This window comes from Sphingopyxis macrogoltabida (assembly GCF_001307295.1).
Lineage (GTDB): Bacteria > Pseudomonadota > Alphaproteobacteria > Sphingomonadales > Sphingomonadaceae > Sphingopyxis > Sphingopyxis macrogoltabida_B.
On record NZ_CP012700.1, the window covers coordinates 87,867 to 103,103 of the forward strand.

The window sequence follows — 15,237 nt, forward strand, 5'->3', positions numbered from 1 at the left end:
CCGGCGAGTCGAGGGGGCCAGTGACAGCGCTCTGTGACCGCTGTGTTACGCGACTGTCACACGACTGCAACAGAAGGTAAGCGGTGTCGGCCAAGTCGGCGAAATCGGCGGGAAGTTGGTGTCGGGAAAATTTCGCGCGGATCGAGGGGCGGCAGATACCGGGCATAATGGCCCCCTCATCTCCGTCATCCCGGCGAAGGCCGGGATCTCACCCGATCAGAATGACGCGCCGGCGAGATCCCGGCCTCCGCCGGGATGACGAACAAGCCAATGTCCGCCGCGCCCCGAATCCAATTGACCCCACGCCAATTCGATATAAATATGATATCATAATTATATCGAATGATTCGGAGGGAAATATGGTCGATACGGGAACACCCGCGCTAAACCGCAGTCGCGAGACGCGCGCGAATACGCAAAGCGGCTATCTGATGCTGCTGATCTGGCTGGCGCTGCTCGGCGTCGCCGCCTGGGCACTCATCACCAACATCAACGGGGTCGAGGTCGCATGGAAGTGGGTCGTGCTGGGCGTCAGCGCATTTGTCGGTACGCTGATCCTCTGCGGCTTCTATCTCATCAACCCCAATGAGGCCGCGGCGATCCAGTTGTTCGGCGCCTATAAGGGCACCGACCGGCAGGAAGGGCTGCGCTGGATCCTGCCCTGGCTGTCGCGCAAGAAAATCGCGGTCCGCGCCAACAACGTCATTTCGGACAAGATCAAGGTCAACGACCTGCGCGGCAATCCGATCGAGATGGCGGCGCAGGTGGTATGGCGGGTCACCGACACCGCGCAGGCTTTGTTCGATGTCGACGATTACAAGGAATTCGTCATGGCGCAGATTGAGGCGGCAGTGCGCTCGATCGGTTCGCGCTATCCCTATGACGATATCGAGCATCAGGAGATTACCCTGCGCGGCAACCACGACGAGGTGGGGGTCGAGCTCCGCAAGGCGCTGATCGAACGGCTGAGCGTTGCGGGGATCACCGTCGACGAATGCGGGCTGACGCATCTCGCCTATGCGCAGGAAATCGCCGGCGCGATGCTGCGCCGCCAGCAGGCCGAGGCGGTGATCTCGGCGCGCAAGAAACTCGTCGAGGGCGCGGTCGGGATGGTCGAGATGGCGCTCGGCCAATTGAGTGCCAAGGGCGTCGTTCACCTCGACGACGAGCGCCGCGCCGCGATGGTATCGAACCTGATGGTTGTGCTGTGCAGCGAACGCGACACCCATCCGGTGGTCAACGCCGGCTCGCTCTACTGATTTGAGAAACCCGTTCGTGTCGAGCGAAGTCGAGACACCCATCGTGGGCATACGACCTCCCGGCATCTCGACGTCGCTCGATGCGAACGGGAATTGAGGTTTGTTCAATGCCCGCGCAGTCCAAAAAAGCATTCGCACTCCGCCTCGATCCCGCGCTCTACGCGGCGATCGAGCGGATCGCGGCGGCCGAATTGCGCAGCGCCAATGCTGAAATCGAGGTATTGCTCCGCGAAGCGCTCGCGCGGCGCGGCGTGAGCGTCAAGGCGCCGGAGCCCGCGAAGCGCGGCCGCCCGCCGAAGGAGAATTGAGATGCTCCACCTGCTCCTGAACGACCGCCCGTGGTTCCGCCCCAAGCGTCGCGGCTATGGCACCGGCATGCCGGTCGCCTGGCAGGGGTGGGCGATGCTGGCCCTGCACATCGCGTTGATCACCGGCGTGGCCGTCCTCTTGCAGGGCCGGCCCCTCCTGTTGCCGTTCGCGGTCATCATCGCCGGCCTCGCCCCGATGCCGCTTTATCGCGCCAAAACCGCGGGCGGCTGGCACTGGCGTTAGGCTTTTTTGTCGCCCCGGCGAATATTCGTGGCATGCGGCCTTGTCAGGGCTTTCAGCCGCTTGCCCCCTGGTAAGTTGATGGTTAAGGCCGGTCCATGACCGCCGACCCATCAACGTCCCCAGCCGCTCCCGTCCGCATCGCCCCGTCGATCCTCAGCGCCGATTTTGCGCGGCTGGGCGAAGAGGTGCGCGCCATCGAGACCGCTGGCGCCGACTGGGTGCATATCGACGTCATGGACGGCCATTATGTCCCCAATCTGACGATCGGCCCGATGGTGGTGAAGGCGCTGCGCCCGCATTCGACGCTGCCCTTCGACGTCCATCTGATGATCAGCCCGGTCGATCATTTCCTCGACGCCTTTGCGGCGGCGGGCGCCGACATCATCACCGTCCATCCCGAAGCGGGGCCGCATATCCACCGCACCGTCCAGCACATCAAGTCGCTCGGCAAGCAGGCGGGCGTTTCGCTCAATCCGGGCACCCCGGCGAAGATGCTCGACTATCTGATCGACGACATCGATCTTGTCCTCATCATGAGCGTCAATCCCGGTTTCGGCGGCCAGAGCTTCATTTCCAGCCAGCTTCGCAAGATCGAGGCGGTACGCAAGATGATCGACAAGTCGGGGCGCGACATCCGTCTCGAGGTCGACGGCGGCATCGACGCGGGCACCGCGCCGCAGGCGATCGCGGCGGGCGCCGACGTGCTCGTCGCGGGGACCGCGACCTTCAAGGGCGGCCCCGATGCCTATGCCGACAATATCCGGCGGCTCCGCGGCGCCTGACGATGGTGAAACCGGTGATCGCTCCCAAAGATCATGAACCGGACGCCGCCGACGCCGACGCGCTCGACGACACCATCGAGCCCGGCAAACGCCTGATCCGCCTGCCCGCCGACAAGGGGCTGTCGCTCGGCGACCGGATCGCCAACCAGATTACGCGGCTGACTTGGCGCACCCCGCTGCATGCTTTCCGACTCAAGGGGCGCTTCCCGCTCAAGCTGCTCGGCGTTCCCGAGGACCCGGTGTCCGGCGACACGCGCGCGGGCACGGCGATCCGCGCCGGCCACTTCCTCCATCGCGGGCTCAAGCTGCCGCTCCACGAACTCGATTTCGCGACCCTCGACGTCGTGCCGACCTTTGCCGATTATCTGCACAGCTTTGCGTGGCTGCGCGATCTCGCCGCCACCGGCACACGGTCCGACGGCGTGCCGATTGCCGAGACGATGGTACGGCAATGGCTGGGCGTGCATGGCGAAGCGGTCAGCGAGCCCGCGTGGCAGGCCGACAATACCGGTTGGCGCATCCTGTTCTGGGCTGCGCACGCGCCGCTGATCCTGTCGTCGAGCGACCTCATCTATCGTTCGGCAGTGCTCAATCATCTGGCGCGTGCAGCGCGCCACCTCGACCGCGTTGCCGACAAGACGCGCCCCGGCATCGGTCAGATGGTCGCGTGGGTCGGCATCGTCGCCGCATCGCTGTTGATGCCCGGCGGCGAGCCGCGGCAGGTGTTCGGCGAGGCGGGGCTCCGCAAGGTGCTCGAGACGAGCTTCTACGCCGACGGCGGCAATATCTCGCGCTCACCGCAGGCGCAGCTCGATGCGATCATGGCGCTGTCGATGCTCGCCAAAATCTACGAGATGCGCCGCATGGAAGTGCCGCCTTTCGTGCAGGAAGTGCTGGCGCGCGCCGTCCCCGCGCTGCTCGGCCTGACCCACAGCGACGGCGGGATGGGGAGCTGGCAGGGCAGCGGGGCGACGTCGGCGAGCGACATCCAGGCGATCGTCCGGGCGAGCGGCGTCCGTACCCGCCCGCTCAAGCAGGCGCGCGACTGGGGCTATCAGCGGCTCGTCGCCAACAAGGTCGTGCTGCTCGCCGATGCGGCGCCACCGCCGATCGCTCGCGTGACCGAGGCGGGCTGCGCCTCGACGCTCGCTTTCGAACTCAGCGACGGCGACGAACGCATCGTCGTCAATTGCGGCGGCGCGGCGCTCACCGGCGCGACGATCCCCGCCGATCTGGCGCGCGGCCTCCGCACTACGGCTGCGCATTCGACATTGATCCTCGCCGACAGCAATTCGACCGCGATCCTCGCCAATGGCTCGCTCGGCAAGGGGGTGACCGAGGTCGAACTCGATCGCCGCGAAACCCCGCAGGGCAGCCGGCTCGAAATGAGCCACGACGGCTATTCCCGCCGCCACGGGCTGATCCACCGCCGCCTGCTGATCCTGTCGCCCAACGGCCGCGAACTGCGCGGCGAGGACATGTTGCTCCCCGCCCCGCGCACGCGGCGCAAGGGCGACAAGGGTTTTGCGCTGCGCTTCCACCTCGGCCCCAATCTATCGGCCAGCCTGACCGCCGACAGCCTCGGCGCGCTATTACGCATCGCCGGCGGGCCGCTGTGGCAGTTTCGCACCTCCGAAGGCGCGCTCGAGATCGAGGAAAGCCTGTGGGTCGACGGCGAAGGCCGCCCGCACCCGGGCGAACAACTCGTCGTCACCGGCACCGCGCCCGCGGGCGGCGCGAGCATCGGCTGGATCTTCAAGCATATCGGCTAGGGCAATCACGCCCTAGCCCAGCTTCCACGCCCTAGCCCAGCTTCGTCATCCCGGACTTGATCCGGGATCCACGGCAGCGCCGAAGTCATGGACCCCGGATCAAGTCCGGGGTGACGATGGCAGATGGATCGGCCTCTGGCCGCTCCCGACCCATCCTACTCCACCGGGAAGCCCCGCTTCCTCAGCAGCGCCGACACATCGGGGTCGCGGCCGCGGAACGCGCGATAGGCTTCGGCGCGATCGGTTTCGTTGCCGGTCATCAACAGGATGGTGCGGAACTTGTCGGCGACCGTGCGGTCCCACGGGCCGCCCGCTTCGGTGAAGGCCGCCCAGGTGTCGGCGTCCATCGTTTCGGACCAGAGATAGCTGTAATAGCCCGCCGAATACGCGTCGCTGCTGAACAGGTGGCCGAACTGCGGCAGGCGGTGCCGCATGACGATTTCCTTCGGCATGCCCATTTCGGCGAGCGTTTCGCGTTCGAACGCATCGACATCGGCCGGCGGCGTCTTGCGGTCGTGCAGCTTCATGTCGACGATCGCGCTCGCGAGATATTCGACGGTATTGAAACCCTGGTTGAACTTGTCGGAAGCGAGGATCTTGTCGACCAGCGCCTGCGGCATCGGCTCGCCCGTCTTGTAGTGCGTCGCATATTTCGACAGCACCTCGGGGGTCATCAGCCAGTTCTCGTTCACCTGGCTCGGATATTCGACGAAGTCGCGCGGCACCCCGGCGAGTGCCGGATAAGTGACGTGCTGCAGCAGATAATGGATGCCGTGGCCGAATTCGTGGAACAGCGTCTGCGCGTCGTCGAGGCTGATCAGCGTCGGCTCGCCCTTCGCGGCTTCGGTGAAATTATTGTTGTTCGACGCGAGGACGTTGCGTTCGCCGCCGAGCGTCTGCTGGCTGCGATAGGTCGTCATCCACGCGCCCGAGCGCTTTCCGTCACGCGCGAAATTGTCGAGGTAGAAGACGCCGACATTCTCGTTCGTCTTGAGGTTATAGACCTCGAAGGTGCGGACCTTGGGGTCGAAGACGGGAATCGTGCCGGTATTTTCGCGGAAGCCGAGGTCGTAGAGCTGGCCCGCCGACCAGAACATCGCGTCGCGTAGCTTGTCGAGCTGGAGATAGGGCTTCACCTCGCTTTCCTCGAGGTCGTATTTCGCCTTGCGGACCTTCTCCGAGTAGAAGCGATAATCCCACGGTTCGATCGTGATTTTCGGGCCATTGCCGGCTTTGGCTTCGGCATCGGCGATCGCTTGCATATCGGCGACCTCTTCCTTCACGCGCGCAACCGCGGCGGGCCAGACCTTCATCATCAGGCCCATCGCCGCCTCGGGCGTTTTCGCCATCGTGTCGGCCATGCGGTAATGCGCGTGGGTCGGAAAGCCGAGCAGTTCGGCGCGCTGCTGGCGCAGCTTCAATATCTCGACGATCGTCGCATTGGTGTCGTTCGCGTCGCCATTGTCGCCGCGGCTGATAAACGCCTTGTAGACGCGCTCGCGAAGCGCGCGGTTGGTCGCGCCCTGCAGCACCGGCTGCGCCGACGACCGGGTGTTCTTGATCGCCCACTGGCCGGGCTTGCCCTGCGATTCCGCAGCCGATGCGAGCGAGGCGACGAAGCCGGGTTCGAGCCCCGCGAGTTCATTCTTGTCGGTGACGAAGGTGTAGAGCTTTTCGTCGCCGAGCAGCTTCGACGAGAAGGCGGAGAACAGGCCTTCCAGCTTCGAATTCATCTGGACGAGCTTCGCCTTGTCGGCGGCCGACAGGTTGGCGCCGTCGCGCACCATCTCGTCATAGCTGCGCTCGACGATGCGGATCTGCTGCGCGTCGAGCCCGCTCGAATTGCGCTTGTCGTACACCGCCTTGTAGCGGGCGAAGAGCTTCGGATCGAGGAACAGCTCGGTGTAGAAGGTGGTGAGCTTGGGGCTCCATTCGGCGTCGATGTCCTCGACGCGGTCGTTCGACTTGTTCGACGTCTGCACGCCCCACAGCGCGAAGAGCCGTTCCATAGTATCGCCGGCGAGCATCATCGGCACATGGGTGTTTTCGAAGGTCGGTTCGGCAGGATTGTCGATCACCGCCTGCACGTCGGCCCTGGTTTCGGCCATCGCCTTCTGGAAGGCGTCGGGGAACAGTTCGGGGTCCATCTTGTCCCACGGCGGCACCCCCTCGAACGGCCCGGTCCATTTGGCGAGCATCGGATTGTCGCCCGCGGGCGTGGCGGCGGCAGGCGCCGGAGCGGGCTGGGCGGCGGAGGCGGTCTGGATATCCATAATCGTATAACCCATGATCATCGCGGTGGATGCAAGCATCGTCGACAGGCGGCGACGGACAGCGGGCGCGGAGCGCGGCATAAGGATCTCCCGGGGAACGCGGTTTCGCGTGAAACCATGATGGGACGTGCCTTAACCCGATATGACAGTGGGGTGCAAGCCGGTCCTAAAAGCCGAAATCGGGCTGGATCAGGCCGGGAACATCGACCCGGAAGTGGAAGACGCCGCCGGCATGCGGCTGCGCCCGCCGTTCCTCGTCGGTCAGATTCTTGCCGGCGCTGGTAACGAAAGCGGTCCGCATGTCCGCGCCGCCGAAGGCGATCATCGTCGGGCGCTGGACGGGCAGGTCGATCGTCTGGAGCAGCTCCCCAGCAGGGGACAGGCGGACGACGCGCCAGCCGTCCCACAGCGCCGACCAGTAACAGCCCTCGGCATCGACTGCGGCGCCATCGGGGCGTCCGTTCCCATATTCGAACTGGTGGAAGATACGGCCCTCGCCCAATGTCCCGGTAGCCGGGTCGACATCATAGGCGTGGACCGCGTGTGTCGGCGTGTCGGCGTGATAGAAAATGCGCCCGTCGGGGCTGAACGCCGCGCCGTTGCTGGTGGTAAGGCCGCCGAAGATTTCGATTAGCGATCCGTCGGGGTCGAGGCGATAGAGCGTTGCGGCCGGGTTCGCCTTGTCGCTCGTCAGGCTACCGACCCACAACCGCCCGGCAGCGTCGACGCAGCCGTCGTTGAAGCGCTGTTCGGGCTTGCCGGCGAGCACCGCCGGGCCGAACGGACGCGGCGCGGCGCCCCAGGCGTCGATCAGCGCGCAGCCGTCCTCGAGCGCCGCGACCAGCCCGCCTCCCGCGCGCGGGGCGATGCAGCCGACCTGCTGACCCAGCAGCATGACCTCGTCGGCGCCGGAGGCGGGGTCGGTGCGATGGATTTTGCGGCCCTCGATATCGACCCAGTAGAGGCGGGCTTCGGCGGCGTGCCAGCGCGGCGATTCGCCGAGCAGTGCGCCGGCGTCGAGGAGAAGATCGACCATGAAGCGGTGTTAGCGCGGCGCGCCGGCGCTGCCCAGCGACTGCAATCCTATTCGTTATTAGTCCGGCCACCCTCGTCACCCCGGACTTGATCCGGGGTCCATTTCCGCCGGCGCTGGATGAATGGATCCCGGATCAAGTCCGGGATGACGAAGGAAACTAGTGTAACCGCGAAAGAGTTTCTTGCCGTAGCGTCTTTACACTTGACGTGCACGTAAACGTAAGGTCTTTTGGCCGGGAAGATGCGGCCGACTCCCCGCTCGCGTTCGGCTGCTCCAAGGGAAAGGAAAAAGATGTCGCTCGATAACCTCTCGCGCACCGCCTATGGCGAGGACCATGAAGCCTTCCGTTCGACGGTGCGCCAGTTCCTCGAAAAGGAAGTCGCTCCGAATGAGGCGAAGTGGGCCGACGACGGCATCGTTCCGAAGGATCTGTGGCCGAAGGCGGGCGAGCTCGGCATGCTGTGCCCGACGGTTCCCGAAGAATATGGCGGGCTCGGCCTCGATTTCGGCTATAATGCGATCGTCGACGAGGAAAGCGCCTATTATGGCCGCGTGACGACGGGCTTCTCGCTCCAGTCGGACATCGTCACCAGCTATATCGTCAAATATGGCAGCGAAGAGCAGAAGAAGCACTGGCTGCCCAAGATGGTGTCGGGCGAGGTGATCACTGCGATCGCGATGACCGAACCGGGGACCGGCAGCGACCTGCAGGGCATGCGCACGACCGCGAAGAAGGATGGCAATCACTATGTCATCAACGGGTCGAAGACCTATATCACCAACGGCCAGAACGCCGACCTGATCCTCGTCTGCGTCAAGACCGACACCGAGGTGCAGCCGGCGTGGAAAGGCGTGTCAATCGTGCTCGTCGAGGCCGATCGCGATGGCTTCAAGCGCGGCCGCAACCTCGACAAGATCGGGCAGGACGAGGCCGACACGTCGGAGATGTTCTTCGAGGACGTCCGCGTGCCGATCACCAATTGCCTCGGTGAAGAGGGGCAGGGCTTCATCTACCTGATGAGCGAGCTGCCGCAGGAACGCCTGTCGATCGCGGTGTCGGCACAGGCCTCGGCGCAGCGCGCGTTCGACGACACGGTCGAATTCACGCGCGACCGCAAGGCATTCGGCAAGCCGGTTCTCGATTTCCAGAACACGCGCTTCGTCCTCGCCGATTTGAAGACCAAGCTGCAGGTCGGCTGGGCGCATCTCGACTGGGCGCTCGCGCGGCACCTGAAAAAGGAGCTGACTCCCGAGGAAGGTGCCGCGGCGAAGCTGTGGCACACCGACCTGCAGTGGGAGGTGATGGACAAGTGCCTGCAGCTCCACGGCGGCGCGGGCTACATGAACGAATATCCGATCGCTCGCGCGTGGCGCGCGGCGCGCGTGACGCGGATCTTCGGCGGCACGAACGAAATCATGAAGGAACTGATCGGACGCAAGCTCTGACAACCAAACCCCTCCCCTTCAGGGGAGGGGCAGCGAGACTTGCCAGCTTGCTGGCTAGTCGCAGCGGGGTGGGGTCCATCGGCCTTGCTCGACGCCGCGAAACCCCACCCCAACCCCTCCCCTGAAGGGGAGGGGCTTTAGGAAGAAAGGAATTCTCCCATGGCTCATGCGTATATCGTCGACGCGGTCCGGACCGCCGGCGGCAAGCGTGGCGGCAAGCTTGCCGGCGTTCACCCGGTCGATCTCGGCGCGGCGGTGTTCGACGCGATCGCCGCCCGCAACGATTTCGACACGTCGAAGATCGACGACGTCATCACCGGCTGCGTGTCGCAGGGCGGGCAGCAGACGATGGACCTCGGCCGCAACGCCGTATTGGCGTCGAACCTGCCCGACTCGATCCCCGCCGTGACCATCGATCGCCAGTGCGGCTCGTCGCAGCAGGCGATGATGTTCGCGGCGCAGGCGGTGATGTCGGGAACGCAGGACATCGTGCTCGCCAGCGGCATCGAAAGCATGACGCGCGTGCCGATGGGATCGGTGGCGACGCTGTTCATCAAGGAAGGCCTCGGCCATTATAAATCGGAGCGGCTCGAGGAAAAATATCCCGGCATCATGTTCAGCCAGTTCATGGGCGCCGAAATGATCGTCAAGAAGCACGGCTTCAGCAAGGACGACCTCGACGCCTATGCGCTCGAAAGCCACCGCCGCGCGAAGGCGGCGACCGAAGCGGGCCATTTCAAGCGCGAGATCGTCGGTGTCGACGTCGACACCCCCGAAGGCCGCCAGACCCATCTGGTCGACGAAGGCATCCGCTTCGACGCGACGCTGGAAGGTATCGCCGGCGTCAAGCTGCTCCAGGAAGGCGGCTCGATCACCGCTGCTTCGTCGAGCCAGATCTGCGACGGCGCTTCGGCGGCGCTGATCGTCTCGGAACAGGCGCTGAAGGACCACGGCCTGACGCCGCGCGCGCGCATCCACCATGTGTCGGTGACGGCGGGCGATCCGGTGATCATGCTCGAAGAACCGCTGTTCGCCACCGAAAAGGCGCTGAAGCGCGCGGGCATGAAAATCGAAGATATCGATGCCTATGAAGTCAACGAGGCCTTCGCGCCCGTGCCGCTCGCGTGGCTCAAATATCTTGGCGCCGATCATGCGCGGCTGAACGTCCATGGCGGCGCGATCGCGCTCGGTCACCCGCTCGGCGCCAGCGGCACCAAGCTGATGGCGACGCTGCTCGGCGTGCTCGATGCGACCGGCGGCAAATATGGCCTGCAGACGATGTGCGAAGGCGGCGGCCAGGCCAACGTCACGATCATCGAACGGCTGTAATTACTTCAAACCCCTCCCCTTCAGGGGAGGGGCAGAGAGACTTGGTCCGGCGTCAGCCGGGCCTTTAGTCGAGCGGAGTGGGGGCCAGCGGCCTCGCGCAACCTCGACGCCCCCACCCCAACCCCTCCCCTGAAGGGGAGGGGCTTATAGGAGAGCCTCAAATGAAACTCGATTCCACCGTATCCGCCGTCGTCACCGGCGGCGCCTCGGGCCTTGGCGCCGCGACCGCACGCGCGCTCGCCGCCAAGGGCGTCAAGGTCGCGATCTTCGACCTGCAGGAAGAAAAGGGCAAGGCGATCGCCGCCGAGCTCGGCGGCGTTTTCTGCGAATGCAACGTCACCGACGACGCCAGCGTCGATGCCGCCTTCGCCAAGGCGCGCGAGGCGCATGGTCAGGAGCGCATCCTCGTCAACTGCGCAGGCACCGGCAACGCGATCAAGACCGCGAGCCGCTCGAAGGAAGACGGCAGCATCAAGCATTTCCCGCTCGATGCGTTCAACTGGATCATCCAGATCAACCTCGTCGGCACCTTCCGCTGCATCGCCAAGTCGGCGGCGGGAATGATGACGCTCGATCCGCAGGAAGACGGAGACCGCGGCGCGATCGTCAACACCGCAAGCGTCGCCGCCGAGGACGGCCAGATCGGCCAGGCGGCCTATTCGGCGTCGAAGGGCGGCGTCGTCGGCATGACCCTGCCGATCGCGCGCGACCTCGGCAGCGAGAAGATCCGCGTCAACACGATCCTGCCCGGCATTTTCGACACCCCGCTGCTCGCAGGTGCGCCGCAGAATGTCCGCGACGCTCTCGGCGCCTCGGTGCTCAATCCGAAGCGTCTGGGCAACCCCGACGAATATGCCAACCTTGCCATGTGCATGATCGAAAACGGCTATTTCAACGGCGAAGACGTCCGCCTCGACGGCGGCATCCGCATGGGTCCCCGTTGACATGCCGAAACCGGAAAGCTGGCGGCTTGATGCCGCCAGCTACCCCGCGCGGATCGACCTGCAGACGCGCTTTCAGGACATGGACATCAACGGCCATCTCAACAATGTCGCTTTCGCGGCCTTGTTCGAAAGCGGCCGCGTCCTGCTCAACCGGCAGGTCCGGCCGCTGACCGAACGGCCGTCGAACGAACGGACGATGGTCGCCGCGGTCGAGATCAACTATCTGGGCGAGGGCAATTTCCCCGACCCCGTGACGATTACCAGCGGAATCGGCCGCATCGGCACCTCGAGCTGGACCATCGTGCAGGCGATGTTCCAGAACGGCCGTGCCATCGCGAGCTGCGATACCGTCGTCGTCTGCCGGACCGACGGTCAGGCGAAACCGCTCCGCGCCGACATGGTCCAGGAGCTGGAGGCGAATCTGGTGACGCCGGTCTAGAGCTTCTTGTCCGCGTCGGGCACCGAGCGGATCAGGTCGCGCGCGAAGCCGATCAGGCCGATCTGGCGCCGCCGCTTCAGCCGTTCGGCGCGCAGGATGGCGCGGACTTCGTCGAAACAGCCGTCGACATTGTCGTTTATCAGCACATAGTCATAGCCGTCCCAGTGGCTGATTTCGTTCGCGGCGCGTTCCATCCGCGCCGCGATCACTGCGTCGCTATCGGTGTTGCGGCTGCGCAGGCGGCGTTCGAGTTCTTCCATCGTCGGCGGCAGGACGAAGACGCGGACGACGTCGGGGCCCGCCTCCTGATAGAGTTGCTGCGCGCCCTGCCAGTCGATGTCGAACAGCACGTCCTTGCCCGCGGCGAGCAGTTCCTCGACCGGCGCACGCGGCGTGCCGTAGCGATGGCCGAAGACATGCGCCCATTCGAGGAATTCGCCGTCGGCCGCCATCTTCTTGAAGGTTTCGGTGTCGATGAAATGATAATGGACGCCGTCGACCTCGCCCGGGCGCGGCGGGCGTGTGGTGGCGGAGATCGAGAGCGCGATGTCGCTGTCCGCGTCAAGCATCATGCGCGAGATGGTGGTCTTGCCCGCGCCCGAGGGCGAGGAGAGGACGAACAACACGCCGCGGCGGTTGAGATGGACGCTGTCAGCCATGCGCGCTATTCGCCTGACTAGCGGCAGCGGTCAAGCGGGAAGGACAGCGCGGATGGCGGGGATTTCACGAACGGGCTGGCTGGTCGCGGCGGCGCTCCTCGCGCTGTTCACCGCCATATTGTTCGCGATGGGACGCCCGCCGATCTGTCCGTGCGGCACCGTCAGCCTGTGGCACGGCGTCGTCCAGTCGAACCAGAACAGCCAGCAGATTTCGGACTGGTACAGCTTCAGCCATGTCATCCACGGCTTCATCTTCTACGGCCTGTCGCGCTGGCTGATCCCGCGCCGGCCGCTGTGGGTCGCGCTGGCGCTGGCGATCGGGATCGAGGGCGCGTGGGAAATCCTCGAAAATTCCAGCATCATCATCGACCGCTATCGCGAGGTCACGATGGCTTACGGCTATGCGGGCGATTCGATCCTCAATTCGGTCAGCGACGCACTGTTCATGATGCTCGGCTTCCTCGCCGCGAGCCGGATGCGCTGGTGGGCGACGGTCGGTCTCGCGATCGTCTTTGAACTGTTCACGCTGTGGACGATCCGCGACAATCTGACGCTCAACGTGCTGATGCTCGTTTCGCCGGTCGAGGCGATCAAGGAGTGGCAGGCAGGCGGCTGACCGTCAGTGGAGCGCCGTGCTGCGTCGGTTCGCGTCGAGCGGGATCGCGGGCGGCAGGGCGTCCCCGATTGCCTCGCCATCGGTCGGCTCATTTGTGATCCCCGCATAGGGATCGACGACCCCGGCATTGCCGAGCGCAGCGTCCATTGCATGCGCTTCCTCGGACGCCTTGCGCGCTTCGGCACGCTCGGCCCATTTCTTGGTGAGATAGCCCGCCGCAACCGTCGCCGCGAGCACCGCATAGCGCTGCGGGAACAGGCGGCGCGCCGCGAACAGCGTGCCCGCGCCGATCACTGCACCGGCGATGCCATGATTGCCTTTCTGGCGGCCGATCGCGCTACCGAGCATCCCGCCGATGATCCGTCCCATCATCTCGTTTCTCCTTCGATATTATCAATTCGCGGGATCGGCACCGGTTCCCTGTTTTTCCGGTCCCAGCATCGTTCGCGGATCGACCACCCGGTCGAAGGTTTCGGCGTCGACATAACCAAGGTCAAGCGCGGCTTCTCTCAGCGTGCTCCCGGTTTCATGCGCATGTTTGGCGATCTTCGCCGCCTGGTCGTACCCGATCTCGGGCGCGAGCGCGGTGACGAGCATCAGCGAGCGGTTCATGAGGTCGTCGATGCGGGCGCGATTGGGTTCGATCCCGGCGACGCAATGTTCGGTGAAGCCCGCCATGCCGATAGCGAGCAGTTCGATCGAGCGCAGCACGTTCGATCCGATCAGCGGTTTGAAGACATTGAGTTCGAGATGCCCCTGCATCCCGCCGACGGTGACCGTCTGATGATTGCCGATAACCTGCGCCGCCACCATCGTCAGCATCTCGCACTGGGTCGGGTTGACCTTGCCCGGCATGATCGAACTGCCCGGTTCGTTCGCGGGCAGGTCGAGCTCGCCGAGCCCGGCGCGCGGCCCCGAACCGAGCAGGCGGACGTCGTTCGCGATCTTGGTCAGCGCGACCGCCAGCGTATTGAGCGCCCCCGAGAAGAAGACGAGCCCGTCGTTCGACGCCAGCGCCTCGAACTTGTTGCGCGCGGGTTCGAAGGCGATTCCCGTGCTGCGCGACAGTTCCGCCGCGATCGCGACGTCGAAACCGGCGGGGGCGTTGAGCCCGGTGCCGACCGCGGTGCCGCCCTGCGCAAGCTTGCAGATATTGTGCGCCATCGCGCCTTCGATCCGGGCGCGGCATGCGTTGAGCTGCGCGACATAGCCGGAGAACTCCTGGCCCAGCGTCAGCGGTGTCGCATCCTGCAAATGGGTGCGGCCGATCTTGACGATATCGGCCCACGCTTCGGCCTTGGCGGCCAGCGCGTCGGTCAGTTCGGCGAGCGCCGGGAGCAGCCGCGCCGTCGTCTCGACCGCCACCGCGATGTGCAGCGCGGTCGGAAAGCTGTCGTTCGACGACTGGCCCATGTTGACATGGTCGTTGGGGTGGACCGGCGATTTGCCGCCGCGCGTGCCGGCGAGCTTTTCGTTGGCGATGCCCGCGATCACCTCGTTGACGTTCATGTTCGACTGGGTGCCGCTGCCCGTCTGCCAGATGGCGAGCGGGAACTGGTCGTCATATCCGCCCGCGGCCACCGCCTCCGCCGCGTCGGCGATCGCGTCGGCGACGCCGGCGTCGAGGCCGTGTGCGCGATTTACCCGCGCCGCCGCGCCCTTGATCCGCGCAAGGGCATGCACGATCGGCAGCGGCATGCGTTCGTGCGCCGGAAAGGCGAAATTATGCCGGCTGCGTTCGGTCTGCGCGCCCCAATAGGCATCCGCGGGAACACCGATCTCGCCGATGCTGTCGCTCTCGGTTCGTGTGTTCATGTCACCAGCATCCTCGTCACCAGCACACCGCCGGCCCAGATCATCGCGACGATGCCGAGCAGCTGCCAATATCCGGTTTCGCCCACCCGGCGCCGCAACCACCCTGCGGCGAGCCAGGCAAGGACGAGCGCGGGCGTCAGGACGAGCAGGGTGAAGCGCAGCAGCCCGTCGGCAATCTGGCCGCGCGGCCACGGGCTTGCGAACAGCGCATAACCCTCCACCCCCCACCAAAAGGCCGCGGTCAGGACAAGCATCCCCGCGAGGGCCCAATATTGCCAGAAACGGCTGGGGGGCCAGGCTGGGCCGCCCACGCGC

At 65.3% G+C, this 15,237-nt stretch carries 16 protein-coding genes; 10 read left to right on the forward strand and 6 right to left on the reverse strand.

The window, feature by feature from the left end; all coding sequences use genetic code 11:
- Nucleotides 1-359 precede the first annotated feature (359 nt).
- The 5 genes from AN936_RS00430 (at nucleotide 360) to AN936_RS00450 (ending at nucleotide 4,365) form a co-directional block, all read left to right on the forward strand.
- The gene (locus AN936_RS00430; protein WP_054586417.1) at nucleotides 360-1,259 is read left to right on the forward strand and encodes an SPFH domain-containing protein; all 900 of its coding nucleotides are present in this window, start codon (nucleotides 360-362) and stop codon (nucleotides 1,257-1,259) included.
- A 107-nt stretch (nucleotides 1,260-1,366) separates the two neighbouring features.
- Entirely contained in the window at nucleotides 1,367-1,567 is a 201-nt protein-coding gene (locus AN936_RS00435; protein ID WP_054586418.1) for a hypothetical protein, read from the forward strand.
- A 1-nt stretch (nucleotide 1,568) separates the two neighbouring features.
- The gene (locus tag AN936_RS00440; protein ID WP_054586419.1) at nucleotides 1,569-1,811 is read left to right on the forward strand and encodes a hypothetical protein; all 243 of its coding nucleotides are present in this window, start codon (nucleotides 1,569-1,571) and stop codon (nucleotides 1,809-1,811) included.
- Nucleotides 1,812-1,906: 95 nt separating this feature from the next.
- The gene (gene rpe / locus AN936_RS00445) at nucleotides 1,907-2,593 is read left to right on the forward strand and encodes a ribulose-phosphate 3-epimerase (protein WP_054586420.1); all 687 of its coding nucleotides are present in this window, start codon (nucleotides 1,907-1,909) and stop codon (nucleotides 2,591-2,593) included.
- Nucleotides 2,594-2,595: 2 nt separating this feature from the next.
- Nucleotides 2,596-4,365: a heparinase II/III family protein gene (locus AN936_RS00450; protein ID WP_234715695.1), complete on the forward strand. Its 1,770-nt coding sequence runs from the start codon at nucleotides 2,596-2,598 to the stop codon at nucleotides 4,363-4,365.
- Nucleotides 4,366-4,520: 155 nt separating this feature from the next.
- Here AN936_RS00450 and AN936_RS00455 read toward each other — a convergent pair whose 3' ends face one another.
- Complete coding sequence (locus AN936_RS00455; protein WP_054586421.1) at nucleotides 4,521-6,719, reverse strand: M3 family metallopeptidase; 2,199 nt, start codon at nucleotides 6,717-6,719, stop codon at nucleotides 4,521-4,523.
- Nucleotides 6,720-6,804: 85 nt separating this feature from the next.
- On the reverse strand, nucleotides 6,805-7,674 hold the full coding sequence (locus AN936_RS00460) for an SMP-30/gluconolactonase/LRE family protein (RefSeq protein ID WP_054586422.1): 870 nt from the start codon (nucleotides 7,672-7,674) through the stop codon (nucleotides 6,805-6,807).
- A gap of 291 nt (nucleotides 7,675-7,965) precedes the next feature.
- Between AN936_RS00460 and AN936_RS00465 the strand changes: the two genes are divergently transcribed.
- The 4 genes from AN936_RS00465 (at nucleotide 7,966) to AN936_RS00480 (ending at nucleotide 11,832) form a co-directional block, all read left to right on the forward strand.
- The gene (locus AN936_RS00465; protein WP_054586423.1) at nucleotides 7,966-9,120 is read left to right on the forward strand and encodes an acyl-CoA dehydrogenase family protein; all 1,155 of its coding nucleotides are present in this window, start codon (nucleotides 7,966-7,968) and stop codon (nucleotides 9,118-9,120) included.
- 159 nt (nucleotides 9,121-9,279) lie between these two features.
- On the forward strand, nucleotides 9,280-10,449 hold the full coding sequence (locus AN936_RS00470) for an acetyl-CoA C-acetyltransferase (RefSeq protein WP_054586424.1): 1,170 nt from the start codon (nucleotides 9,280-9,282) through the stop codon (nucleotides 10,447-10,449).
- Between the two features lie 161 nt (nucleotides 10,450-10,610).
- The gene (locus AN936_RS00475) at nucleotides 10,611-11,393 is read left to right on the forward strand and encodes an SDR family NAD(P)-dependent oxidoreductase (RefSeq protein WP_054586425.1); all 783 of its coding nucleotides are present in this window, start codon (nucleotides 10,611-10,613) and stop codon (nucleotides 11,391-11,393) included.
- A 1-nt stretch (nucleotide 11,394) separates the two neighbouring features.
- Nucleotides 11,395-11,832 carry an acyl-CoA thioesterase gene (locus tag AN936_RS00480; RefSeq protein WP_054586426.1) on the forward strand — a complete coding sequence of 146 codons (438 nt, stop codon included), beginning with the start codon at nucleotides 11,395-11,397 and terminating at the stop codon, nucleotides 11,830-11,832.
- On the opposite strand, the gene gmk is transcribed toward AN936_RS00480, so the two are convergent.
- On the reverse strand, nucleotides 11,829-12,491 hold the full coding sequence (gmk, locus tag AN936_RS00485) for a guanylate kinase (RefSeq protein ID WP_054586427.1): 663 nt from the start codon (nucleotides 12,489-12,491) through the stop codon (nucleotides 11,829-11,831). The genes AN936_RS00480 and gmk overlap by 4 nt on opposite strands.
- Nucleotides 12,492-12,543: 52 nt before the next feature.
- On the opposite strand from gmk, the gene AN936_RS00490 reads away from it, so the two are divergent.
- A complete protein-coding gene (locus tag AN936_RS00490) occupies nucleotides 12,544-13,107 on the forward strand; it encodes a DUF2585 domain-containing protein (protein ID WP_054586428.1) in 564 nt (187 codons plus the stop codon).
- 3 nt (nucleotides 13,108-13,110) lie between these two features.
- Here AN936_RS00490 and AN936_RS00495 read toward each other — a convergent pair whose 3' ends face one another.
- From AN936_RS00495 to AN936_RS00505, 3 genes are read right to left on the reverse strand one after another with little or no spacing between them, the layout of a single operon-like run.
- Entirely contained in the window at nucleotides 13,111-13,479 is a 369-nt protein-coding gene (locus AN936_RS00495; RefSeq protein WP_054586429.1) for a hypothetical protein, read from the reverse strand.
- A gap of 21 nt (nucleotides 13,480-13,500) precedes the next feature.
- Nucleotides 13,501-14,922: a class II fumarate hydratase gene (gene fumC / locus AN936_RS00500; RefSeq protein ID WP_054586430.1), complete on the reverse strand. Its 1,422-nt coding sequence runs from the start codon at nucleotides 14,920-14,922 to the stop codon at nucleotides 13,501-13,503.
- Nucleotides 14,919-15,233, reverse strand: coding sequence for a hypothetical protein (locus AN936_RS00505; RefSeq protein ID WP_054586431.1), 315 nt, complete (start codon nucleotides 15,231-15,233; stop codon nucleotides 14,919-14,921). The genes fumC and AN936_RS00505 overlap by 4 nt, the downstream gene beginning before the upstream one ends.
- Nucleotides 15,234-15,237 lie beyond the last annotated feature (4 nt).